Here is a 22,846-nt window from a genome sequence, read left to right as displayed (position 1 = left end):
TCACCGACCACCGGCGCCGGCAGGTCGAGCGCCGGTGTGTCGATCTCCGTGGTCAGGTTCATTGTTCCAGGTCGGTGTCGGGGATCCAGGAGCCGTGGATGCCGGCGGGGACGCGGCGGGGCAGTTCGACCGCGGCGACGGTGGCGAGGTCCGAGGCGTCGAGGATCAGCAGTTCGGAGGAGTTGGAGCCGAGGTCGCTGACGATGCTGAGCAGGTAGCCGTGGTCGTCGCTGGTGCCGCCCTCGGCGGGAACGAAGTACGGTTCGCCGGGCAGCCGGTCACGGCCGAGTTCGGCGATCCGCCGGGTGCCGCTGTGGTGGTCGTACTTGACGACGGCCCAGTCGGTGCGGCCGCTGCCGGGGAACGCCAGGGCGTACGAGTGCCGGTTGGGCAGGCCGGTGCGGCGGTTGTCGATGGTGGGGAACTCGGTGACCAGGTCGTCGGTGATCTCTTCGGTGGCCTTGCCGGTGGCCGGGTCGAGGGTCCAGCGGTAGGCGGTCATGCCGGTGCCGGGCACGGTGCTGTAGCCGGGGGCGCCGACCCACCATTTCCAGGTCGACTCCCACGACGTACGGTCGTAGCGCGGACCGTCCAGGACGATGCGACCGGCGGCGTCGATGTAGGCGTTGGTGCTGTGCAGCAGCGCGCTGGGCGCCACGTCGAACCACTGCACGACGGCCGGCCCGGTACGCGGCATCACGCCGATCCGCGGCGGGTAGTCGTCGTTCCAACGGTACGGGATGCCGGACTGCTCGGCCGGGTTGAAGGTCACCGGCAGGTCGAAGAAGATGACGTGGTCGGTGGTGATGGCGAAGTCGTGCATGAGCGACGGGCCCGCACCGTCGATGATCTCGGCGCGGGTGATGTGCCCGGCCGGGGAGGCGGTGTAGTAGATGAGGTGCGGCGGGAACGGCGAGTAGCACAGGAAGTGCAACTCGCCGGTGACCGGGTCTTCCTTGGTGTGTGCGGTCATCGGCGTCTTGAGCTCGCCGTGGAAGTCGAACACGCCAACGGTGTCCAGCTCCGGGGTGACCTGCCAGGGCAGGTTCACCTCCTGCAGCGCCAGCAGCCGCCCGCCGAACTCGATGATGTGGGTGGCGGCGGCGCTGGCCGCCAGGTCCATCGACCCGTCCGGGCGGAACAAGGGCGCGTCCTGATCCAGGGCGGTGGTGTGCACCCAGCGGTTGCGGTACCACTCGGCCCGGCCACCGGACAGCCGCACACCGTGCAGCATGCCGCTGCCGCGGAACCAGTGCGTCGGCACCACCCCGGGCTTCGGGTTGTGCCCGTTACGGATGTAGCGACCCTCCAGCTCCGGCGGAATCGTGCCCCGCACGACCAGAGCGGTCGCGGAGGTCTCATCGGTGACGGGGGTGTAGTGCCCACTGATGTAGGGCTTGGCGAACTCGGTCATGTGCTACCCCTTCTCGTGTTGGATGGTTGTGGTGCAGTCCGCTCGGGCGGCCACGTGCATGGACACCGGTGGGGAACGCAGTGGGACAGGCCGGGCCGGCCGAGGACGACGTTGTCGACCGTGGCGCTGGAGGTCAGGAACGGACGATCGCCAGGGACAGCAGGGTGGTCAGCGCCGCGGTCAGCGCCGCGGCGGTGAACGCCGCGCCGTACCCGGCCGCGGCTGCCAGCGCGGTGAGCACCGCGAGACCGCAGGCCCCGCCGACCTGCCGGGTGGCGTTGACGAGACCGCCGGCGAGGCCGCTGTCCTGCGCCGCAACGCCGGCCGAGGATAGCGTCGTCAGTTCGACGAAAGCCACACCGAGCCCGGAACCGATGAGCAGCGACGGACCGAGCAGATCACCGAGGAACGTGCCGTCGGCGGGCGCCCGCGACAGCCAGGCCAGCCCCGCGGTCAGCGCGACCAGGCCGCCGGCGAGGACCACCCGCCGCGGTAGGACCCGGTCCAGCCGCGGCGTCGCCCACGACAGCGCGGTGATGCTCAGCGCCAACGGCAGCTGCGTCAGCCCCGCCCGGATCGGGCCGTAACCGAGGGTCTTCTGCTGGTACAGCGGCAGAAAGAAGAACAGGCCGACCCACACCGCACCAAGCAGGCCCATCAGAACGTTCGCGGCACCGACCCGACCGACGACAAGGACCCGGGGCGGCACAAGCGGATCCGGCCCGCGCAACTGCCGGACCACGAAGACGGCCAGGAGCACCACACCCCCGGAAAGGAACGTCCAGGCCGCCCCGCCACCCCAGGTGGACAGCCCGTAGGTGAGCGAAACCAGCCCGCCGGTGACGGTCAACGCATCGACGAGGCCCACGCTGCCGCCACGCGGCCGATCGGCTGCGACCCACAGCCAGGCCGCGGGCAGCAGCACCGCCGCCACCGGCAGTGTCACGAAGAACACCGCCCGCCAACCCAACGCGCCGCTGAGCAGCCCACCGAGCAGGACACCAGCAGCGCCGCCGGCACCCGACACCGCTCCCCAAACACCCATCGCGGTGCCCCGCGCCCGCCCAGCCGGGAACAGGACGAGTACCAGCGCCAGCGCGGTCGGCGCGAGCAGCGCCGCACCGACACCCTGCCCGGCGCGGGCGGCGATCAGGACGGCGGGGCCGGTCGCCAGACCCGCCACCAACGTCGCCGCGGCGAACAGCGCCAACCCGGTCAGGAAGACACGCCGCAAGCCGTACACATCACCCAGCCGACCGCCGACCAGCAGCAGCGCACCGAACAACAGCACATAGCCGTTCACGACCCAGGACAGACCAGCCGGCGACAGCCCCAACCCGGCGCGTACCTGCGGCAGCGCGACATTGACGATCGAGGTGGTGAGCACGACGAGGAACTGTGCGCTGGCCAGCACGGCCAGCGCGCGGCCCCGGGAACGGGTCGGGCTGGCAGGCACATCATGGTTGACGCTCGTCACGACGCGCTCCTTCGACAGGCGGGCCTCGGCATCACCCGCTGCCCCACACGCTCCAGGAAGCCAGCCATCGCCCGCGTCGGTAGAAATCACCTATCCAGCGGCCGAGTGCGATACGTACGTCATGCCTCGCTGCGACGGAACACTGCGTACACGACGCCGCGGAACCGCTCGTCGTCACCTACACAACGCTGCCTTGCGGTGTAGGTGACTTCTACCGACGCGGGGTCCGCGATACCGGCACCAGACTCGACACCGTTCACAGCCCTTCCTCGAACACTCTCGATCCAGGAGTAGCGCCATGACCATCGAGCACTCTTCCGGCCGGCGTCGGCTCATCAAGGGCCTGCTGCTCACGTCGCTGGCCGCCGTCGCGACGACGACGGTGGCCGGGCCCACTGCCGCCCATGCCGCTCAGGACTCCCAATGCCCCACCGTTGATGTCGACCGCAACGCACAGGTCATCGTCGACCTGTCCATCCTCATCGACGCGCCGCTGCCGAGCGTGTGGCGGCTGCAGACCACCATCGACCAGTGGCCGACCTGGCAGACGAACGTCACCCGCGCGCACCTGACCGGTCCCCTCGCCGTGGGCAGCACATTCAGTTGGGAGACCCACGGGTTGCCGGTCGACTCCACCATCCGCGAGGTCCGCCCCATGCGGCGCATCGTCTGGGGCGGTCCGGCCCTCGGCATCGACGGCGTACACGTGTGGGCCTTCACGCCGACTCGCGACGGGGTCCTCGTGCACACGACCGAATCCTGGGACGGCCCTCCGGTTGCGGCCGACCCCGACGGGATGCGCGCCGCCCTGACGGCGTCGCTGAGCACTTGGCTCGCGGACCTCAAGGCGGCGGCCGAGGCGCCCAAGCGCGGGCGGTGATCCCGGCTGAAACTCATTGCGGCGCCCACGGCCCAGCCGTGGGCGCCGAAGCGTAGGCGCGAACGTGTTCCGCTGGGAGTTCGCTGGCCCAGTCTCTGAAGGAGGCCCTCGTCTGCGCCGCCAAATTTCGGAACCGACAAAAGGGCTCCCCGATCGCGTCGGCGCACGCGCCGCCGCCGTGTCGGGCAGGTGCGCCCGGAAGCTACCCCGGGTCGGGGCGGCCGGCGATCAGCTCGGTCAGCCCGGTCAATGCGAGCGCGACGAACGGCAGCCGACCAGTGTCCACGATGGTCGCTCGGAACCAGCCGGTCACAATGTGCGCTCCGGCATCGGGCCCCGAGCCAGGAAGCCGCGGGCGACCCGGCCGGCAAAGAAGGCGCCGAAGCGCAGGACCGTCGCCGCACCGGCCAGCACGGCGGTGGTTCCGGTCGGCCGGATCGTCGTCACCAGGCGCACGGCGTCGCGGAAGGAGATGGTCAGCCGACCGGTGGGTACGGTGCCTTCGTATCGGTCCTCGGGGCTGGTGATGGCGACGTCGAGCCGGGTGGTGGCTCGCCACGGGTCGGTGCCGCGATGGCGCCACACGTGTTTACTTCCGCGTAGCAGCCATGGGGTGCCGTCGGCGGCGGCGAACGGGACCAGGTACTGCATGGTGCGCGCTGGGCCCCCGTCGACGGCTGCGAGCAGGTGCAGCGTGCCGCCGGTGACGGCCGCGGGCCGTCCGGTCAGACCCTCGACCTCGATCGTCCCGTCGATCCGGGCGGCGTGCAACGGATCGGCGAGGAACGCCCGCAGGTCCGGGACTCGTATCCCCAGCCGCAGGACGACGCGGCGGCGTCCCTCGAAGCCGCGCATGGTCTCCCGGAACTGGACACCGCATGGCACCGCCGGGCGGGGCCCCCGGACGACGATCGCACGGACGGCGGCGTCCTCCGGCACGGCACGAGGTGTCACGTCCGCACGTTGTGGCGCCGCCCAGTCACGGTTGCCGGTGATGCGGCGCACAGCGGTCTCGATGCACCGCTCGGCGACGGCGGCGATCGTCAGCGACGGGTTGCCCCCGGTCGCGCCCGGCAGGATCGCGCCGTCGACGACGTAAAGTCCGGGGTGGCCGAACACTTCCGCGTCGGCGTCGACGACGCCGGTATCCGGGTCGGTGCCCATCGGCGCGCCGCCGAGGTTGTGGACGGTGACGGGCTGGCGAAACAGCCGCCAGGTCGGTGTCGCGTACGGCCGGCCGCCGGATACTCGTACGACCGCGGCGGCGAGGGCCTGCTCCTCGGCGTACAACCGGCTGTTGCGCGGCACGTCCCAGCTCACCCGCAGCCGGTGTGCCGGTCCGCGCAGCTCGATCCGTCCGTCGGCTCGGTCACGACCCATCGCCAGCAGTACGGCCGTGTCGGCCTGGGCGTCGTCGAGTTCGGCAGCAAGACCGCGGGGCCGCGGCGATGACCCGCGAGGTGCCGGCGCTGACCCGGCTCGCGACGTACGCCGGCAGTCGGGACAGGTGCAGGCTGCGAATCAGGCCGGCCAGGTGCGGGGAATAGCCGCCGTCTTCCAGCACGAACCAGCGCTCGTCGCCGTCCTCGCCGTCGGCGCCGGTGCGGATCAGTGACGCGGTGGTGATGGTCGGGCCCGCGGCCGGCTGGAACGCTTCGGTGACGCCGTGCCCGAAGCTGAGAAAGTCGCCGTTGCCGGAGTACCCGCTGCCCAGGGCGGCGGGGAGGTGCGGCAGTGTGCCGTACTGGTCGCGGCTGCGCAGCAGCAGCTCGGTGCTGCCCAGTGCGCCCGCGCACACGAACACGTACTGCGCCGTCACGTCCCGCTCGGTGCCCTCGCGCCCCGAGCCGGGGCGGCCGTACTCGCGCAGCCGGACCCGGTAGCCGCCGTCGGGCCCGCCCAAGCGTCCGATGTGGACGGCCTCGGTACGTACGCCGACGGCCGCGCCGTGCTGCTCGGCCAACGCCAGGTAGTTCAGGTCGAGGGAGTTTTTCGCGCCCACGTTGCAGCCGATGTCGCACTCGCCGCAGAAGGTGCAGCCGCGCTGCCCGACGCCGAACGTGTTGACCTGGCCCGGACCTCGATCCTCGAAGGTCACCGCCAGGTTGGGGTGGAAGAACCCGTCCGCATGGCCGAGCCGCTCCGCCGCCCGCTGCATGAAACGCGCCTTGGGTGGCAGCTCACCCGTGCGCGGATCGGCCGCGACCGGCTGTGCCCCCAGCATGTACGACGCCAGTTCATAGTAGGGGTCGAGCGCCGCCCGGGTGTACGACTCGGGCCATCTGCTGTCGAAGACCTCCGCGGGCGCCCGCACCGCCACGTTGGCGTAGACCAGCGACCCGCCGCCGTACCCCGCCGCCCGTACCGCGAGGATGTCATTCAGCGGCAAGGCGTCGTAGAGCCCGTGGTTACACAGCCACAACCAGCCGTCGTCCAGCCGGGACAGGTCGCGCGGGAAGCTACCCGGCCGCCAACGCCGGCCCCGCTCCACGATCGCGACGTCCACGCCCGCTTGAGCCAGCCGGCACACCGCCACAGCACCGCCGAAGCCGCTGCCGATGACCAGCGCCTGATAATGGTCGCGGGTGAGGTACTCGGTGTCGTACTGCTGCCGTGGCGCCATAGTCTCCCCCAGGGAATGCGGTCACGATCAGCGTCGCGAACAGCCGGGCGCGCTCGCGTCGGCGAAAATCGCCTAATCGCAGAGAGCGGCATCGCCCCCGCACACGAGCGCATCCCCTCGCCCGAGGACCGGATAGGCGAAAACTACCGACGCGAGCCGCAGCATCGGGCTGGCCATACTGGCTGTGGTCCCAGACAGGAGGGCAATCTGATGGCGACCGAGAAGTTGGGGCTTGCTCGGGCCAGCGCCGAAGCGGTGCTCCGCGATGAGATCTGCCGCGCTCTCCGGGCCCGACGATCGTGAGCTTCGTGAACGCGTTCGCGGGCCACGCCGACATCGTGTTGCGGGTGCAGCGGGGCGGTGGCTCCTGGTCGGTCCGGCGGATCTGGGTCGTCTTGGTCGACGACGACGCCTATATCCGATCCGCCTTCGCGCACCGCAGCGGCTGGTACCGCAGTGTCTGCGCCGGCGCCGCGGTGGAGATCGAGGCGGCCGGCACGATCCTGCCGGTGCGACTGGAGCCCGTGAACGACCCTGAGCTCGTCCGGCGGATCTCCAAGGGCTATCGGGAGAAGTACGCGCTCAGCTGGCCGGGCCCGGTGGAGACGATAACCGGAGGCGCGGCGTCGGCTACCACGATGCGCGTCTGCGCCGACTCAGCCTAGTGGGCGGCCACCGGGCGGGCCAGGACTACCGCCTGACCCACCCGGCCACACTTCACGCAACACCAATGGCTTCCTGGCGGTCCCGGGACGCTACGGTTTCGATGACGCGGCCGAGGCTCATCGGCAACGTCCGTTGGCGGGTACCGGTGGCGTGCCACACCGCGTTGGCGATCGCCGCGGCGGTCCCGGTGTTGCCGATCTCGCCGAGGCCGTTGAATCCGGATGGGTCCTGGGGCTCGTAGTCGGCTACGAAGTCGGCCTCGATGTTGGGTACGTCGGCGTGCGCGGAGATGTGGTAGCCGGCCCAGTCGGCGGTGACGAGACGGCCCGTCAGCGGGTCACGAACCGACTCTTCGTGCAGCGCCATCGACAGGCCTCCGATCATGCCGCCGATCAGCTGGCTGCGGGCCAGCAGCGCATTGATCACGCGGCCTACGGCGAACATGCCGAGCAACCGGCGTACCCGCACCTCTCCGGTTGCCGGGTCGACCGTGACTTCGGCGAATACGGCACTGTAGGTGTTTCGCTCTTCGGCCGGCTGCCAATTGATCAGCGGCGTGGTGTCGACCGAAGCGGTGACCGGCCTGGCGGGGTCGCCGAGCTTCTCGCGCAGGGCCTTCGCGGTCTCGGTGATGGCGAACGCGCATGACGTCGTACCGCGGGATCCGCCGGCTCCGGGGTTCGCGCCCAGATCGCTGTCGCCGATGTGCAGGCGGATCCGCTCGGTGCCGACACCGAGGGCGTCCGCGGCCACGGCGATCAGCGCGGTGCGTGCTCCTGTGCCGATGTCGGAGGCGCCGATTTTGACGGAGAAGGTCCCGTCGGCCTCGGCGGTGATCGTCGCCGTGGCGGGGAAGGACCCCGCGACGAATGCGGCGGCGGCGACGCCGGTGCCAACGAGCAGGTTGCCCTCTCGGCGGACCCGGGGGCGGGGGTCGCGCTGGGCCCAGCCGAACCGGCGCGCGCCTTCCTCGAAGCACGTGACCAGGCGCCGGGTGCTCCATGGGCGGCCGGACACCGGGCTGACCGCGGGCTGGTTGAGCAGCCGCAGTTGCAGAGGGTCCATCTGCAGCCGTTCGGCTACCTCGTCGATGGCCGACTCGTAGGCGAACGAACCGGGTGTCGCGCCCGGCCCGCGCATGGTGCACGGAGGCAGGAGGTCAAGGGGTACCGCGCTGAGTTCCGTGCGGATCGCCGGCGCCGCATAGAGTGTCCGAGCCTGCTCCGTGCACCATTCGATGTACTCAGCCAGCGTCGACTGCGCGAACGCCGCGTGATGGTGGACGGCTCGGAGGCGCCCGTCGGCATCGGCGCCGATTCGGACACGCTGTTCGGTCGGCGGCCGCGACCCGATCGCCAGGAATACCTGTTGACGGGTGAGAGCGACCCGTACCGGCCGCTCGAAGTGCTCGGCGGCCATCGCGGCAAGAATGAGCTGTGCGCCACAGATGGTTTTGGCGCCGAATCCGCCGCCGACGTGCTCGGCGCGGATGTGCACTCGTTCCCGATCCATGAAGAACAGCGAGGCCAACACCTGGGAGATGCTGAACGGCGCTTGGTTGGAGTCGAGGGCGTAGAGATCGCCGTCCTTCCACCATGCGGTCGCGACGTGCGGCTCCATGGCGCTGTGGTTTTCTTCGGGCGTGTGGTAGACCTCGTCCACAACCACTGTGGATGCCGCGAGCTCGGCCTCCAGGTCACCGATGTTGGCCTCCGGGCCGAACAGGGTGGACGCCGGGCGTATGGCGGGGTGGTTCATGGAGAAGGCAGTCTCGTGGGGCTCCGCGTCGTAGGTCACGCGCAAGGCTGACGCTGCCGCACGTGCCTGCTCGGGTGTCTCCGCCACCACGAGTGCGACGGGGCGGCCGGCGTATTCGATGACCTCGTGCTGGAGCATCGGGAGGCTGCGGTCCGGGCCGAAATGGTGGGCGACGTCGGGGTTGAGGCGCCGCGCGTTGCGGTGGTCCAGCATTCCCAGGACTCCTGGCATGGCGAGAGCGTCCGTGGCGTCGATGTCCCGGATCCGGCCGCGTGACACTGTGGCCGTGACCATCCAGCCGTACACGAGGCCGGGCATCGGCAGGTCCGCGACATAGGCGGCGGAGCCGGTGACTTTGAGGCGGCCCTCGACCCGGGGCCGCGGTTCGCCTACCGCAGCCGTGATCCCGTTGGCGTTCATCTGCTGGGCCCCTCTCCCATATCTGCGACGAGGTCGCTCAGAACCGCTTCGATCAGATTGCGGGCAAGGGTCACTTTGTATCCGTTGTCCCGCAGCGGCTGGGCGACGGCCAGCTCGAGGTCGGCCGCCGCGCTGATTCGCTCGGCCGTGAACGGGCCGCCGCGCAGTGCGGACTCGGCAAGTCGCGCCCGCCACGGCCGTGACGCCACGCCGCCGAGCGCGAGCCGCACGTCCTGTACGAGGCCGTCCTGAATGTCGAGTGCCGCCGCCACGGACACCGTGGCGAACGCGTATGACGCGCGCTCGCGGACCTTGCGGTACCGCGACGTTACGGCCACCTTGGCCGCCGGTAGCACCACTGCCGTGATCAGCGCCCCGTCGGGCAGGACGGTCTCCAGGTCCGGGCGGTCACCCACCGGGAGATAGAACTCCGACAGCGGGACCTCCGCAGTGCCGTCCAGGGTCTCGTATCGCACCACCGCGTCGAAGGCGGCCAGCGGAACCGCCATGTCGGAGGGGTGGGTAGCCACGCAATGCTGCGTCCAGTCGAGGACCGCGTGGTTGTGGTGTGCCCCGTTGAGCGCCGAGCATCCGCTGCCGGGAACCCGCTTGTTGCATGCTTCCGACGGATCGGCAAAGTAGCTGCACCGGGTGCGTTGCAGGAGGTTACCCCCGACCGTCGCCATGTTGCGCAACTGGCCCGAGGCCCCTGCCAGGATCGCCTGGCTCAACGCCGGGTACCGACGCCGCACCCGCGGGTCGGCGGCGACCGCGCTGTTGGTGACAGTCGCGCCGAGCACCAGGCCGCCCTCCGGCGTTTCGCTGATCTCGCCCAGCGCCAGGCTTCGTATGTCGACCAGCCGGGCGGGTGACTCGACTCCGGCTTTCATGAGGTCGACAAGATTGGTGCCACCCGCCAGGAACCGCGCCCCATCATGCTCGGCTACCAGGCTCAGGGCGTCGCGGACCTCTGTTGTCCGCTGATAGGCGAACGCTCTCATCCGGCCACCGCCTCGCGCGCTGCGGTCTCGAGGATCGCGCGCACGATCGACGGGTACGCGCTACAGCGGCACAGGTTGCCGCTCATCCGCTCGCGCACCTCCGCTTCGGTCAGTTCCGGCGTGTGCTCCGGTGAGCCGTCGCAGGTGACCGCGCTGGGCCAGCCCGCCGCATGCTCGGCGAGCATCCCGACCGCGGAGCAGATCTGCCCCGGTGTGCAGAACCCGCACTGGAATCCGTCGAGACGGACGAATGCCTCCTGGATCGGACGCAGTTCGCCGTCGCCGGCCAGTCCCTCGATGGTCGTGACATCAGCGCCGTCGGCGGCGACAGCAAGGGTCAGGCAGGACAACACTCGCTGCCCGTTGAGCAAGACGGTGCAGGCGCCGCACTGTCCATGATCACAACCCTTCTTGGTCCCGGTGAGGCTCAGATCGTCCCGCACAGCATCGAGAAGTGTTCTGCGGTTGTCCACCGCCAACTGGTAAGGCTTATCGTTGACTCGCAGTGAGATATCGCTGCGCGTGTCATCGTTCATCTCGGTCCCCTCACCAGCTTTTGTCCAAGCCAAGCGGCCATCCCGGCTGCCTCCAGAACTACGGTCCGGCGTCATTTCAATGGATGACCGGACTCTCAGTCGCGCTCCCTGCCCAATCTTTCCCGTGCTGTCCGGAACTACATCAGTCATTCGACTGCGATGACCCTGGCCAGCCAGCAGGAGTACTTGACAAAAATCAACGCACCTTCGGTAAGTCACACCGTCGACGGCCGGCCGCACCCGAAGCGGCAGCCTTTCCGGGCGGCGCGAAATGGCAATGAGTCGCTTGACAGTGGCCAACATACGCCGGTTCGCCGGATCCACCTTGCTCATAACTCTTGAGCTTGTGCCCGATCCTGCGTCATTTTTCTCGATGATCGTGCAGAACGGTCGCAGCACCGCGGTCGCGCAGGGTCGGCAGCCGCAGGGTGCCGCAGGCGGCGTCGAGTGGTGGACTGCCGATGGACCTGCGGACCGGCATCGAGTGCTCGCCCAGCGACCATTCGACGATCGTCGTGGGCCGGAAGCGATCCGCCTCAACTGGTCCGTTATCCTCCGCCGATGGCATCGAAGCGCAACGCGACGCTCGAAGCGATGATCGAAGAGGCCACCGTCGACGCGTACGGTGACGATGAAGAGCTCACCGGCCTGTTCACCATGCTCGAGGAGCATCTGTCGGTGCCGTTCACCACCACCGTCCTCGACGCGGAGGTGACCGTATGCAAGATTGACCTGACCGACGACTCGATCGTGGCGATCTGTTCCCGGGGCCGCGAACGGCAACGCATCGACCTGCTCGACCTGCCGCTGCCCACCCCGCTACCGGACGGCGCGGCGTGGATCGACGCCTACCGGTACTGGGCCGGGCGATAGGGCTGGCGAGCGAGTACCAGTACTACGAGTTCACCCCAGTACGTCGCGAGCAGACGGGTCGAGCGACTCGTGCCGAGCATGGGTTAACGTCGCGGGTGGCAGACGCGACGCGGCTGGCCAGCCAGCGTGACGAGCGTGCGGCAATATGCCACGGAGACGTCGCCACCGGCGACATCGACATACGGCACAGTTGAGGTCCGCCGATCCGGCCGCCTGGTTGGGTTGGCCGGACCGGCGGAAGCTTGCCTACTTCACAGAGCCGGCGAGCACGCCCTGCACGAAGTACCGCTGGAAGGCGAAGAACACGATCAGCGGCAGGAGCATCGACAGGAACGCGCCGGGCGCGATCACGTCGACGTTGGAGGAGAACGTGCCCATCTGCTCCTGCAGAACGTAGGTGATGGGCTTGCTGGACGCCCCGGCGAAGACCTTCGCGACCAGCAGGTCGTTCCAGACGAACAGGAACTGGAAGATGGTCAGCGAGGCGATCGCGGGCCAGCCGATCGGCAGCACCACCCGCGTAAAGATCATGAACTCGGTGCCGCCGTCCATCCGGGCCGCCTCGAGCAGGTCGCGTGGGATGCCGAGGAAGAAGTTGCGCAGCAGGAAGATGGCGAACGGAAGCCCGAAAGCCACGTGGAACACGATCACACCGGCGAGTGTGCCGAAGATGCCGAGCGCACCGAACAGCTTCGCGTCGGGGATGATCGCCATCTGGATCGGTACCACGATGAGCGCAACGACTACGGCGAACAGCGTGTCGCGGCCGCGGAAGTCCTGCCACGCGAGGGCGTAGGCGGCCAGCGCCCCGATCGCCACGACCAGGATGGTCGACGGCACGGTGATGAGCACGCTGTTCCATAGGCCGCCGACCATGTCGCGGTTGTGCAGGAGGTTGGTGTAGTTGGCCAGGGTCAGCTCGCTGGGCTTGGTGAAGACGTGCCACCAGCCGGTGGCGGCGCTGGCCGAGGCGGGGCGCAGGCTGGCGACCAGCAGGCCGGTCGTGGGCAGCAGCCAGATGAGTGCGATGAGCACGACGACGGTGTACATCAGCCCGCCGCCGACCCGGGTGACGATCCTGGACACGATGCTGCGCCTCGGTGGGCCGGTCACGGCGGTGCCGGCCGGTTCGAGCGTCGGCACTCTGGCTGTGGATACGAAGCTCATCGGTCCCTGTCTCCTCGCAGCCGGCGGACGTTGTACAGCATGGCGGGCACGACGAGCGCGAAGAGCAGCACGGCCAGTGCGCTGCCCAGGCCGGTGTTCTGGCGCGCGAAGGCCGTCTGGTACATCTGCAGCGCCACGACGTTGGCGTGGTCCTGGGTCACCGGGTCGGGGGCCAGGATGTACACCAGGTCGAAGATCTTCAGCACGTTGATCACCAGCGTGACCAGCACGACCACCAGCACCGGGCGGACCAGCGGGATGGTCACCCGCCGGAACACCTGCCACTCGGTGGCGCCGTCGACCCGGGCGGCCTCCAGCGCGTCGCGCGGGATGGCGGACAGGCCCGCCGAGATCAGCACCATCGCAAAGCCGGCCCAGATCCAGATGTAGGCGACAATGATCGCGGGCGTGACGACGCTGCCGCCGAGCCAGGTGACGCCGTTGAACGGGGGCGCGAAGTTCGACGCGGCCAGCCGGACCGTGTACCCGTCACCGACGAGCTGGGGGAACGCGAAGCCTCCCGACCCGTCAGTGTGAGTCGTGGCGACAACCTTGCCGTCGTGGACTGCCTCGACGACCATGCCGGGCAGGCCCTTCTCCCCCGGGTCGACGGCGCCGGGCCGGCCACCGCCGCCGGGGCTGAAGTCGAGCCAGACCACGCCCCGCAGGCCGGTCCCGCGGACGTCCGGCGCCGCGTTGACCGCCTCGGCCGGGAGCCGGTCGGGCGGGAGTCCGACTATCGGCAGCAGCACCGGCGCGGCCGGGACGGCCGGCTGCTCGGTCTGCACGGCGCCGTCCACGGTTACCAGGCCGGCCTCCTCGCGTGGGCTGGTCCCGTAGTACTTCGACGGCGGCTTGAACACGTCGTGGATCGACACGATGGCGGCGTTGAGTGCGCCGCGATCCTTGTCGGCCTGGTACACCAGGGTGAACGTGACGCCGGCCGCGAGGAACGAGATGGCCATCGGCATGAACAGGACGGTCTTGAAGGCGGTGGCCAGCCGGATCCGCTCGCTGAGCACGGCGAAGACCAGCCCGAGCGCGGTGACCATCGTCGGGGCCACGACGACCCAGACGACGTTGTTGACGATGGCCCGGCGGGTCGCCGGCCCGGTGAACATCTCGACGTAGTTGGCCCAACCGACGAAGCGGGTGCCGTCGGCGTTGAAGAAGCTGTACCAGACCGTGGCGACGATCGGGTACGCCACGACGGCGGCCAGGATGACCAGCGCCGGGCCGAGGAAGAGCGCCGTGATCAGGCCGGGAATCTCCCAACGGCGCCTTCCCCGGCCCCGTTGCCAGGGTTTGCCGTTCGGCGCGTCCGGCCGGGGGGCGGGCGTGTCGCCCCGGACCGGTTGGGCGATCAGCCGACCCTCGTTCCTCGCCGCCGGTGCGGCCCTGAATCCGCCTGCCGGCTCGGACGCGCGCACCATCAGTTGCTCCCGAAGTCCTTCTTGGCGGCGTCTTCGAGCCGGCCCGCCAAGGCGTTGACATCCATCGAAGGGTTTCCCAGGAACTCCTGGAGCAGCTCCCACTCATCGGCGTTCGTGCCGCCGCCGAAGGACGCACGCGCCAGGTCCGACATGTCGAACTTGATCACGTCGGCGTTGACGACCAGGTTGGCCAGTCCGCGCACCGTATCATCCGGGTACGCCGACGCATCGACGGCCTTGTTCGGGGTGATGAACCCGCCGCCCCTGGCGAAGATCTCGGCCGAGTCCTTGGAGGCGAGGTATGCCATGAGCGCCATCGTCGCCTTGTCGCCCTTGAACGCCACCGCCTGGTCGCCGCCGACCACCACGGACGGCTTGGCGCCCTTGATCGTCGGGAACGGCAGGTACTTGGCCGTGTCGCCCACCTTGTACTTGCCCGCCTTGGTGATCTCCGAGCCGACGAAGTCACCCTCGCACAGCATCGCGGCCTTCGGCTTCTCACCGAACACCTCGGCAACGGACTGCGAAAAGTCGATCTTCAACGCACCGGCGTTGCCGCCGTCGATCATCCGCGGCGTCGACCACAGCTGCCCGATGATCTTCAGGGACTCCACCACGGTCGGGTCGGTCCACGGGATCTGGTGTTTGGACAGCTTGTCGTAGTTGCCCGGGCCGCCGACCTGGATGTACACGTTCTCGAAGAAGTCCGTCAACGTCCAGGCCGACCCCCCGGGCACCGCGAACGGCGTGATGCCGGCGTCCGCGAGGGTCTTGGCCGCGGCGACGAACTCCTCCCACGTCTTCGGCGCCTTCACCCCGGCGGTGGCGAACGCGTCGGTGCGGTACCAGCAGATCGACTTCTCGGCCGCCTTCAGATAGAGGCCGTACACGTTCCCATCGACCGTGCCGAGGTCCTTCCACGCGGGACTGTAGTTCGCGTTGACCGCCTCGAGCGCCGCACCGGACAGCGGCACGAGGTTGCCCTTCTTCGCCAACTCGGCGACGGTACCGGGCTGCGGGATCAACGCGATCGACGGCGGCGTACCGCCAGAGATCTTCTGGTTGAGAAACGACGCGACGTCGTCGCCGGCGGAGGTGTAGACGGTCTTGACGCCGGTCTTCCTCTCGAAGTCCGCAAGCACCTTCTTGAAGTTGGCCTGCTCGACGCCCGACCACTTCGCCACAACCTCGACGGTGCCGGTCAGGCTCGGTGTGCCGGACGGATCGGACGTGGTGCCCCCGCAGCCGGCGGCGAGCGCGACCGCGACCAGCGCTGTGGACAGCCGTGCCATTCGTGCCATGCAAGGTCTCCTTCGTGTCAGGGGTGTCATGTCGATCGGAGCCCGCGCCGGGGCCAGCGGGGGCGTTGGCGGTCCATCGCGCGGCGGGTCGCGCGGATCAGAGGATCGACCGGCCGGTGTCCAAGTCGAATACGTGCAGGCGGGCGGTGTCGACGGCGACCCCGACCACTTCCTCTTTGCGGATGCGGGAACGCGGGCTGAACCTGGCGACGAACTCGGTCAGCGGCCCGCCGGAGCCAGCCGGGCCGACCGGGTCCAGGCCGGCGTCGCGGGCCAGTTCGCGGGTGTCGTCGGTGACGACCCCGGCCGCCGCAATCCTCAGGTGCACGAGCAGTTCGGAGCCGAGCGCCTCGACGAGGTCGACGACGGCATAGAGCATCGCGCTGTCATGCGGTACCAGGCTCATGTCCTGCATGTCCTCGGGCCTGATGCCGACGGCGACCGGGCGGTCGAAGTACGCCCGCACGCCCGGCCGGTTCCGCAACAGCGCCGGGTCGACGTGCAGGGACTGGTCGCCTATTCGCAGCACCACCTCGTCTGCCGATGTCGTGAAGACGCCGGTGACCAGGTTCATCGCGGGCGAGCCGATGAAGCCGGCGACGAACACGTTGACCGGCCGGTCGTAGAGTTCCTGCGGGGAGGCCACCTGCTGCAGCACCCCCTTCTTCATGACCGCCACCCGGTCGCCGAGCGTCATCGCCTCGGTCTGGTCGTGGGTGACGTAGATGGTCGTGACGCCGAGCCGCCGGGTGGTGCGCGCGATCTCGGTGCGCATCTGCACCCGCAGCTTGGCGTCCAGGTTGGACAGTGGCTCGTCCATGAGGAATGCCTGCGGCTCCCGGACGATCGCGCGCCCCATAGCGACCCGCTGGCGCTGCCCGCCCGAGAGCGCCCGCGGACGGCGGCGCAGGTGATCCTTCAGCCCCAGCGCCGCCCCGGTCGCGGCGACTCGGCGTTCGATCTCGCCGCGCGGCACCTTGCGCAACTTCAGGCCGAAGGCGATGTTGTCGTACACGTCGAGGTGCGGGTAGAGCGCATAGCTCTGGAACACCATCGCGATGTCGCGGTCGCGCGCCGGCACCCGGTTGACCACGCGACCGCCGATGCTCAGGACACCCCCACTGATGTCCTCGAGCCCGGCCACCATGCGCAGCGCCGTTGTCTTGCCACAACCGGATGGACCGACAAGCACAAGCAGCTCACCGTCGGCGATGTCGAGGCTCAGCCCGTCAACGGCCCGTGTCCCGTCGGCGTACACCTTGCTCACCTCGTCGAGCTTGACCTCCGCCACGGACCACTCCCAATCTGCTGGGTTCGTCTGGATTCGGCTGATGGCCTCACGCGTTCACAGATTGGCCGTGACAGCTCATGAATCAAATTGTGTGGCGAGTGTTGTCGCGTTCATGAGGCGGTGACCAGACCGCGTAACGATCCGCAACAGAAACGACGTCTTCCTCACAAGATCACTACCGGAATCCGGGGAGAGACGCACCATGTATGTCCGTTTCGACCTGATTGCCGAGCTATCGCTCCTCAATGAGGGCGCAATCAAGCCTTCGCAGTTCTGGCGACGCATTCATTTTTGCAGCATCCGGGCTCTGAGCGAAATCAGTGAGCGGAGATTTACCGTATCGTGACTCTCCTCCGGCGCATTTCCTGGCACGGTAGACGACAACCCGACGACCGCCTGGAACCGGTTGCCGCCCCCGTTCCCCGGGCCGTCCCGCACGTTCGCCCACCGTTGCCCACGTTGCGCCACCGTCGACGACGCCGGGTGTGCCTGCCGCCAGTCCAGCGGAGGTGAGAGGAGTACGCCGTGGCGCCACCGCCAACCGACCCGCGGCGAGCTGCTGCTGGGTACGCCACGGCCGGCTCCGGGGGACCGGCCAACGCGGCTATCGCACCGCTGACGGGGTACACGGTGGCGCTGGCGACGGAGCAGCGGCGGCCGGCGCTCGCCGTCCCTCTGGAGGAGGCCGGGGCGAAGGTCGTCGCCGTGCAGGCCCTGCGGATCGTCGCCCAGCCCGGCGAGGACGAGCTGCGCGCGGCCACCGAGCAGTGCCTGGCCGCACCGATCGAGGACCTCATCGTCACCTCGCCCTTCGGCTTCCGCACCTGGCTCGCGTCGGCGCAGCGGTGGCAGCTCGCCGACCAGCTGGCCGCCGAGTTCGGCCGCGCCCGGCTACTGGCCCGTGACGGCGCCGCGGCCGACAGCCTGCGCGAGCTCGGCCCGCGCGAGATCTGGTCGACCGCCGCCGCCTCGACCGAGGAGCTGCTGCGGTACCTGCTCGCGCATCCGGTCGCGGGCCGGCGCATCGTCGTGCAGGTCGACACGCCGTCGCTGCGCGAGCTGTGCCAGGCACTGCGCCGCCACGGCGCCGACGTGGTGGAGGTGCCGACCTACCGCGCGTGCCCACCGAGCCACACCGAGCACCTACGGCGCCTGGCCGACCAGCTGATCCGCCGGCAGATCGACGCGATCGCGCTGACCAGCCCGGAGGCGACCGAGAACCTGCTCGAGCAGGCCGAGGCCGACCGGCGGCTGCCCGACCTGCTCAACGCCCTGTGCGACGACGTGACCGCCGTCTGCCTCGGCCCGCTGACCGCAGCCGCACTGCTCGCCCAGGGGGTGCGACCCCTGATCGGGCCGGTCGGCTACACCGACGACTTCGTGGCGACGCTGATCGCCGTGCTGCCGGCCAACGCCGTACGGGTGGAGCTGGGCCCGCACCGGGTCGAGATCCGCGGGCAGGCCGTCATCGTCGACGACCAGCTGATCCGGGTCCAGCCGGTCCCGATCGCGGTGCTGCGAACGCTGGCCCGCAGCCCGGGCCGCGTGATGTCGTGCGCCGACATCCGCCGCGGCATGCCCACCGGCGCCGCCGTCGACGACCACGCCATCGAGATGGCGATATCCCGGCTGCGCCGGGCCCTCAACGGCGCGCAGCTGATCCACACGGTCATACGGCGCGGCTACCGGCTCGCCTGCTGATCCGCTGCGCCGAGTTGGGCGAACGTCCACGTCGTACGGCCGTCGGGGTTGAGCCGGCTCAGGGGGCGAGGCGATACCCGTGCCTGATCACCGTCTGCACCATGTCGGCGTCCGGTAGGGAACGACGCAGCCTGGACACGGCCATCTCGATCGCATGGTCGTCGACGTCGGTCAGGCCGGGCACCAGACGCCGGACGTCCGCGCTGGAGAGGACCCTCCCCGGATCCAGGGCGAGGGCCCGAAGGACGTCGATGGGTCCCTGCTGAATCGGGTAGACCCGGCCATCGAGCAGCACGGCGTGCCCCCGTACCTCCAGCGCTCGGCCGCCGACGGTTGCGTGCACGGCTCGGTCGAGCACCGCCCGCGCCAGCAGCGCTGCGGCCTCCTCGTCGAACGGCAGCGACGGCACGAGCGGCTGCACGCTGTGCCGGCGCAGCACGGCGGCGGCCAGTGGGCCGCGGCACACGGCCGGGATCTGCAGCCGGTCCTGAGAGCCGAGCTGCGAGCTCACGGCCGGTAGCCGCCCGTGGTCGGCGGCGAAACGCAGCACATGACCGGTCGCGATCGGGTCGAGCCAGGCGACGGCGTCGAGCTGGCGGCGGCTCATCAGTTCGACGACCCGGCGCACCCCGACGACGTCGTTCGGTGGTGCGGTGACGAACGTGGGCACCTCGACCACGTCGGCGCCGCCGATCCGGAGCGACTCGCATGCCTCGGCCTGGACCGGCGCGTCGAGTTGCGCAACGATCCGCCGCCCGGCCAGTGCGTGGGTCAGCAGATACCGGTACAGCTCGTCGGCGGATCCAGCCGCCGTCGAAAGGATGTCGCGCAGGCCGTAGGCCCGAAGGGCGTCGGCGGTGCGGGCGTCGGCCGCCAGGAGGCGGGCCGAGCGAAACACCTCCAACAGCCGCTCAGGGTCCGGCATCGTCCGCAGCCAAGCTCGCACGCCACCCGCGGATGCGGCGACGACGTCGTCCAGGGGCCCGTCGAGACACGCGCCGAGGGTCCCGCGTACGGCGTCCGGATCCGGTTGCGGCACCGCCCGGACGCCCTGTACCGAGACGACCCGTGCGCCGTGTCGTTCGAGCAGGTCGGCCAGGCGGTGGCGGCGACGGTGGCCGATCACGGCGACGGTGAATCCGGCCAGGAGGGTCGGATGGCCCGCGGCCTCGTTCACGCTGGTGGTCTGCGCCCGTTTCGGAGTCACGCACTCTATACGGACAAGGGACAACAGCGGGTCACGTTTCAGGTCGAGCCTTCTGACGGAACCGTTGGGACCCGCCGATCCGGCCGCATCGGCCGGTTAGGCCGGACCGGCGCAAGCTTGCCTACTGCACATGCCGTCGGCTCGGACATCGGCCGGACCGTGGCCAGGAACGAGATCATGCCGGGCCTCTCGGCGTGGACGATCTGGACGCCCTGGCCTGTGCGGACCCGGCAGACGACCCCGAGCACCCGCGCGGCCCGCACCAGTAGGCGGACCGCCGACCGGTCCCGCGTGCGCAGCCGAAGACCGGCCGGTGACACCCTCGGCGCCCCGGTCAGCAGCGCCGAGCGCCACACCGCCGCGGCTCGCGTCCACAGCGTCATGTCGTCCAGCGGGCCGTCGCCGAGCAGGAGCCCGACGTTGTGTGTCCACTCGCCGTGCAGCCGGCCGACCACGCTCGACGGGTCGGCGCCGCCGACATCGACGATGAATGTCTCGTAGCGCCGGCGGATGCCGGCCACCCGCCGGCCCGTCCAGCACGTAGCTTCGGGCACGGTTCGCATCACTTCGGTGAACCGGACCTGCGCCTCCTCCGTCTCGAACTCGACCCGCAGTGAGGCGGCAGCGCCGGCATGGACCACCGCCCACACGTCCCGGCCGCGCGCAGCGCCCGTGCCGAGGTGCGGCCGCCGGGTGCCCGCCAGCAGCATCAGGCTCGCCTCGAACACATCGGCATCCCGCTCATCGAACATCGGCACTCCCCCGGCGCCGGCTCGGCGGCAGAATGCGGAACCAGTACGAGCCGTGGCCCGGCAGGGTCAGCAGATACGGCCGGAGGCCGATGTTGGGGAACCGGGTGTCGCCGGTGAGCTCGACCGGTGTGTGGCCGTGGAATCGTGAGCCGAGCGGCAGCTGGACCGGCTGCGGGTGCCGGGACAGATTGTGCACGCACAGCAACACCTCATCCGTGTCCCCGTCGTGGTACTCGCGCAAGAATGCCAGCACCGCGCCGTTGGAGCCGCCCAGGTCGGTCAGGTCACCGAGGGCGAACGCGACGTGCCGCTTGCGGATCGCCAGCATCTTGCGAGTCCAGTGCAGCAGCGATGCCGGCTCTTCCAGCTGTCGTTCGACGTTGACGGACTGGTAGCCGTACACCCAGCCGCTGTTCATCGGCAGATACAGCTGGCTGGGGTCGCAACGCGAGAAGCCGCCGTTGCGGTCGACGTTCCACTGCATCGGGGTACGCACCCCGTCACGGTCGCCGAGGTACACGTTGTCGCCCATGCCGATCTCGTCGCCGTAGTAGATGACCGGCGACCCGGGCAACGACAGCAGCAGTGACGTGAACAGCTCAATCTGGTTACGGTCGTTGCCGACCATCGGCGCGAGCCGGCGGCGGATGCCGAGATTGAGGCGCATGCGCGGGTCGCGGGCGTACTCGTTGTAGAGGTAGTCGCGCTCCTCGTCGGTGACCATCTCCAGGGTGAGCTCGTCGTGGTTGCGCAGGAACGTGCCCCACTGGCAGCCGTCGGGTATCTTCGGCGTCTGCGCGAGGATCTCCGAGATCGGCACTCGAGACTCCCGGCGCACCGCCATGAAGATGCGGGGCATCAGCGGGAAGTGGAACGCCATGTGGCACTCGTCGCCGCCAAGCGTGGGATCGCCGAAGTACTCCACGAGATCCGTCGGCCACATGTTCGCCTCGGCCAGCAGCACCGTGCCGGGGTACTCGTCGTCGACGACCTTCCGAATGCGTTTGAGGTAGGCGTGTGTCTCCGGCAGACCGGCGCATTCGGTGCCTTCGCGCTCGAACAGGTACGGCACCGCGTCCAGCCGGAACCCGTCGATGCCGAGGTCGAGCCAGAACCGCACCACGTCGAGCATCGCGTCGGCGACGGCGGGGTTGTCGTAGTTGAGGTCCGGCTGGTGGTGGAAGAACCGGTGCCAGTAGAACTGCTGCCGCAGCGGGTCGAAGGTCCAGTTCGACGGCTCGGTGTCGGCGAAAATGATCCGCGCGTCGGCGTACTCGGTGTCCGTGTCGCGCCAGACGTAGAAGTCGCCGTAGGGACCGGTCGGGTCACGGCGTGACTCCTGGAACCAGTGGTGGGTGTCGGAGGTGTGGTTGAGCACCAGGTCGGTGATGACCCGGATGCCGCGGGCGTGCGCCTCCTCCAGCAGGGTCACGAAATCCTCGATCGTGCCGTACTCCGGGCAGATCGCGTAGTAATCCCGGATGTCGTACCCGCCGTCGCGGCGGGGCGAGTCGTAGAACGGCGGCAGCCAGATGCAATCGATGCCCAGCCAGGCCAGATAGTCGAGCTTGGACACCAGTCCCAGCAGATCACCGACGCCGTCGTTGTTGGAGTCGAAGCCGGCCTGCGTGAGGACCTCATAGAACACCGCGCGCTTGTACCAGTCCTGGTTGATCAGGGCCTTGTCGGGCGCTAACCGTGCCGGACGCTGTGTATTGGGTTCGTGAGTCATCGAGACGTCCCGTCTGAGGCGGTGGCGGGGCCGCGCGGCCGGCCCGGTCGGCGTCGACAGGCGGTCGCGGGGGGCTGTGGCGGGTTACCGGACCGAGCCGGCGAGCATGGTGTGCAGGAAGAACAGTTGGAACACGATGAAGACCAGCAGCGGTACCGCCATCGACACGAACGCACCGGGGGCGATCACGTCGATGTTCGACGGGAACGAGCGCATCTGCCCCCGCAGCGGCCGCCACATGCTCGCCCCAGTGCCTCCACCGAACTGCTCGATGGCTCGCCGGCGACCAACGAGTCGGCGACCCGGTCCAGCAACGTTGCTGACGCTCATCCACCTCCCCCAATCGCGTGCGCAGCGTGTCAGACGAGTGTTGGTGCTCGGCGGGGTAGCGCACCAGCGGCGGCCACGACGTGTGACCGTTCTGCAAAACGCCTCACAAGATCACGATGGCAAGTCCAGTGCCGGAGCATCGGCACGACCAGCGCCGCGAAGCGCGCGTTTGGCGGCGACCACCCGCCATGCTCATCGGTGTCTTCCACCACCGGCCGGCGAACCGTTGACCATCCACCGTGGACACAGCTCGGATCGGGTTCGTCCGTGGCCTACCGTCAAGG

At 69.4% G+C, this 22,846-nt stretch carries 19 protein-coding genes; 4 read left to right on the top strand and 15 right to left on the bottom strand.

The window, feature by feature from the left end; all coding sequences use genetic code 11:
* Nucleotides 1-58: 58 nt before the first annotated feature.
* Nucleotides 59-1,414 carry a carotenoid oxygenase family protein gene (locus tag ACQEVU_RS15255; protein WP_433323836.1) on the bottom strand — a complete coding sequence of 452 codons (1,356 nt, stop codon included), beginning with the start codon at nucleotides 1,412-1,414 and terminating at the stop codon, nucleotides 59-61.
* A gap of 133 nt (nucleotides 1,415-1,547) precedes the next feature.
* Complete coding sequence (locus ACQEVU_RS15250; RefSeq protein WP_433323834.1) at nucleotides 1,548-2,891, bottom strand: MFS transporter; 1,344 nt, start codon at nucleotides 2,889-2,891, stop codon at nucleotides 1,548-1,550.
* 298 nt (nucleotides 2,892-3,189) lie between these two features.
* Between ACQEVU_RS15250 and ACQEVU_RS15245 the strand changes: the two genes are divergently transcribed.
* On the top strand, nucleotides 3,190-3,771 hold the full coding sequence (locus ACQEVU_RS15245; RefSeq protein ID WP_433323832.1) for an SRPBCC family protein: 582 nt from the start codon (nucleotides 3,190-3,192) through the stop codon (nucleotides 3,769-3,771).
* 309 nt (nucleotides 3,772-4,080) lie between these two features.
* Here ACQEVU_RS15245 and ACQEVU_RS15240 read toward each other — a convergent pair whose 3' ends face one another.
* The gene (locus ACQEVU_RS15240; protein ID WP_433323830.1) at nucleotides 4,081-5,151 is read right to left on the bottom strand and encodes a GMC family oxidoreductase; all 1,071 of its coding nucleotides are present in this window, start codon (nucleotides 5,149-5,151) and stop codon (nucleotides 4,081-4,083) included.
* Nucleotides 5,141-6,394, bottom strand: a complete 1,254-nt coding sequence (locus ACQEVU_RS15235; protein ID WP_433323828.1) for a GMC family oxidoreductase N-terminal domain-containing protein — start codon at nucleotides 6,392-6,394, stop codon at nucleotides 5,141-5,143. The genes ACQEVU_RS15240 and ACQEVU_RS15235 overlap by 11 nt, the downstream gene beginning before the upstream one ends.
* Nucleotides 6,395-6,702: 308 nt before the next feature.
* Here ACQEVU_RS15235 and ACQEVU_RS15230 point away from each other — a divergent pair, with 308 nt between their 5' ends.
* Nucleotides 6,703-7,059, top strand: a complete 357-nt coding sequence (locus ACQEVU_RS15230) for a DUF2255 family protein (RefSeq protein WP_433323826.1) — start codon at nucleotides 6,703-6,705, stop codon at nucleotides 7,057-7,059.
* A 52-nt stretch (nucleotides 7,060-7,111) separates the two neighbouring features.
* On the opposite strand, the gene ACQEVU_RS15225 is transcribed toward ACQEVU_RS15230, so the two are convergent.
* From ACQEVU_RS15225 to ACQEVU_RS15215, 3 genes are read right to left on the bottom strand one after another with little or no spacing between them, the layout of a single operon-like run.
* Entirely contained in the window at nucleotides 7,112-9,238 is a 2,127-nt protein-coding gene (locus ACQEVU_RS15225; protein ID WP_433323824.1) for a xanthine dehydrogenase family protein molybdopterin-binding subunit, read from the bottom strand.
* Nucleotides 9,235-10,239 carry an FAD binding domain-containing protein gene (locus ACQEVU_RS15220; protein ID WP_433323822.1) on the bottom strand — a complete coding sequence of 335 codons (1,005 nt, stop codon included), beginning with the start codon at nucleotides 10,237-10,239 and terminating at the stop codon, nucleotides 9,235-9,237. The genes ACQEVU_RS15225 and ACQEVU_RS15220 overlap by 4 nt, the downstream gene beginning before the upstream one ends.
* A complete protein-coding gene (locus ACQEVU_RS15215) occupies nucleotides 10,236-10,775 on the bottom strand; it encodes a (2Fe-2S)-binding protein (RefSeq protein ID WP_433323820.1) in 540 nt (179 codons plus the stop codon). The genes ACQEVU_RS15220 and ACQEVU_RS15215 overlap by 4 nt, the downstream gene beginning before the upstream one ends.
* Nucleotides 10,776-11,336: 561 nt before the next feature.
* Here ACQEVU_RS15215 and ACQEVU_RS15210 point away from each other — a divergent pair.
* A complete protein-coding gene (locus ACQEVU_RS15210) occupies nucleotides 11,337-11,648 on the top strand; it encodes a calcium-binding protein (protein ID WP_433323818.1) in 312 nt (103 codons plus the stop codon).
* Between the two features lie 246 nt (nucleotides 11,649-11,894).
* Here the strand turns inward: ACQEVU_RS15210 and ACQEVU_RS15205 are convergent, their stop codons facing one another.
* The 4 genes from ACQEVU_RS15205 to ACQEVU_RS15190 form a co-directional block, all read right to left on the bottom strand.
* Complete coding sequence (locus ACQEVU_RS15205) at nucleotides 11,895-12,815, bottom strand: carbohydrate ABC transporter permease (RefSeq protein WP_433323816.1); 921 nt, start codon at nucleotides 12,813-12,815, stop codon at nucleotides 11,895-11,897.
* A complete protein-coding gene (locus tag ACQEVU_RS15200) occupies nucleotides 12,812-14,248 on the bottom strand; it encodes an ABC transporter permease subunit (RefSeq protein WP_433323814.1) in 1,437 nt (478 codons plus the stop codon). Before ACQEVU_RS15200 ends, ACQEVU_RS15205 begins: the two co-directional genes overlap by 4 nt.
* The gene (locus ACQEVU_RS15195; RefSeq protein ID WP_433323812.1) at nucleotides 14,248-15,549 is read right to left on the bottom strand and encodes an ABC transporter substrate-binding protein; all 1,302 of its coding nucleotides are present in this window, start codon (nucleotides 15,547-15,549) and stop codon (nucleotides 14,248-14,250) included. The genes ACQEVU_RS15200 and ACQEVU_RS15195 overlap by 1 nt, the downstream gene beginning before the upstream one ends.
* Before the next feature lie 97 nt (nucleotides 15,550-15,646).
* Nucleotides 15,647-16,840 carry an ABC transporter ATP-binding protein gene (locus tag ACQEVU_RS15190; RefSeq protein WP_433323810.1) on the bottom strand — a complete coding sequence of 398 codons (1,194 nt, stop codon included), beginning with the start codon at nucleotides 16,838-16,840 and terminating at the stop codon, nucleotides 15,647-15,649.
* 525 nt (nucleotides 16,841-17,365) lie between these two features.
* Between ACQEVU_RS15190 and ACQEVU_RS15185 the strand changes: the two genes are divergently transcribed.
* Nucleotides 17,366-18,541 carry a uroporphyrinogen-III synthase gene (locus tag ACQEVU_RS15185; protein ID WP_433323808.1) on the top strand — a complete coding sequence of 392 codons (1,176 nt, stop codon included), beginning with the start codon at nucleotides 17,366-17,368 and terminating at the stop codon, nucleotides 18,539-18,541.
* Between the two features lie 58 nt (nucleotides 18,542-18,599).
* Here the strand turns inward: ACQEVU_RS15185 and ACQEVU_RS15180 are convergent, their stop codons facing one another.
* From ACQEVU_RS15180 to ACQEVU_RS15165, 4 genes are all read right to left on the bottom strand, one after another.
* Nucleotides 18,600-19,748, bottom strand: coding sequence for a uroporphyrinogen-III synthase (locus tag ACQEVU_RS15180; RefSeq protein ID WP_433323806.1), 1,149 nt, complete (start codon nucleotides 19,746-19,748; stop codon nucleotides 18,600-18,602).
* A gap of 38 nt (nucleotides 19,749-19,786) precedes the next feature.
* Nucleotides 19,787-20,500, bottom strand: a complete 714-nt coding sequence (locus ACQEVU_RS15175) for a hypothetical protein (RefSeq protein WP_433323804.1) — start codon at nucleotides 20,498-20,500, stop codon at nucleotides 19,787-19,789.
* Complete coding sequence (treS, locus tag ACQEVU_RS15170) at nucleotides 20,490-22,232, bottom strand: maltose alpha-D-glucosyltransferase (RefSeq protein ID WP_433323802.1); 1,743 nt, start codon at nucleotides 22,230-22,232, stop codon at nucleotides 20,490-20,492. The genes ACQEVU_RS15175 and treS overlap by 11 nt, the downstream gene beginning before the upstream one ends.
* Nucleotides 22,233-22,316: 84 nt before the next feature.
* The gene (locus ACQEVU_RS15165) at nucleotides 22,317-22,472 is read right to left on the bottom strand and encodes a hypothetical protein (RefSeq protein WP_433323800.1); all 156 of its coding nucleotides are present in this window, start codon (nucleotides 22,470-22,472) and stop codon (nucleotides 22,317-22,319) included.
* Nucleotides 22,473-22,846 lie beyond the last annotated feature (374 nt).

This window comes from Dactylosporangium sp. CA-139066 (genome assembly GCF_050936175.1).
Classification (GTDB): domain Bacteria; phylum Actinomycetota; class Actinomycetes; order Mycobacteriales; family Micromonosporaceae; genus Dactylosporangium.
The sequence above is the reverse complement of the archived record's forward strand: the minus strand, read 5'-3'. Positions and strand labels throughout refer to the sequence as shown.

Coding starts and splice junctions, on each gene's coding strand:
- ACQEVU_RS15215 (WP_433323820.1), bottom strand. CDS start 10,775: ATGAACGATGACACGCGCAGCGATATCTCACTGCGAGTCAACGATAAG.
- ACQEVU_RS15225 (WP_433323824.1), bottom strand. CDS start 9,238: ATGAACGCCAACGGGATCACGGCTGCGGTAGGCGAACCGCGGCCCCGG.
- ACQEVU_RS15195 (WP_433323812.1), bottom strand. CDS start 15,549: ATGGCACGAATGGCACGGCTGTCCACAGCGCTGGTCGCGGTCGCGCTC.
- ACQEVU_RS15240 (WP_433323830.1), bottom strand. CDS start 5,151: ATGGGTCGTGACCGAGCCGACGGACGGATCGAGCTGCGCGGACCGGCA.
- ACQEVU_RS15210 (WP_433323818.1), top strand. CDS start 11,337: ATGGCATCGAAGCGCAACGCGACGCTCGAAGCGATGATCGAAGAGGCC.
- ACQEVU_RS15255 (WP_433323836.1), bottom strand. CDS start 1,414: ATGACCGAGTTCGCCAAGCCCTACATCAGTGGGCACTACACCCCCGTC.
- ACQEVU_RS15205 (WP_433323816.1), bottom strand. CDS start 12,815: ATGAGCTTCGTATCCACAGCCAGAGTGCCGACGCTCGAACCGGCCGGC.
- ACQEVU_RS15200 (WP_433323814.1), bottom strand. CDS start 14,248: ATGGTGCGCGCGTCCGAGCCGGCAGGCGGATTCAGGGCCGCACCGGCG.
- ACQEVU_RS15245 (WP_433323832.1), top strand. CDS start 3,190: ATGACCATCGAGCACTCTTCCGGCCGGCGTCGGCTCATCAAGGGCCTG.
- ACQEVU_RS15235 (WP_433323828.1), bottom strand. CDS start 6,394: ATGGCGCCACGGCAGCAGTACGACACCGAGTACCTCACCCGCGACCAT.
- ACQEVU_RS15165 (WP_433323800.1), bottom strand. CDS start 22,472: ATGTGGCGGCCGCTGCGGGGGCAGATGCGCTCGTTCCCGTCGAACATC.
- ACQEVU_RS15175 (WP_433323804.1), bottom strand. CDS start 20,500: ATGTTCGATGAGCGGGATGCCGATGTGTTCGAGGCGAGCCTGATGCTG.
- ACQEVU_RS15220 (WP_433323822.1), bottom strand. CDS start 10,239: ATGAGAGCGTTCGCCTATCAGCGGACAACAGAGGTCCGCGACGCCCTG.
- treS (WP_433323802.1), bottom strand. CDS start 22,232: ATGACTCACGAACCCAATACACAGCGTCCGGCACGGTTAGCGCCCGAC.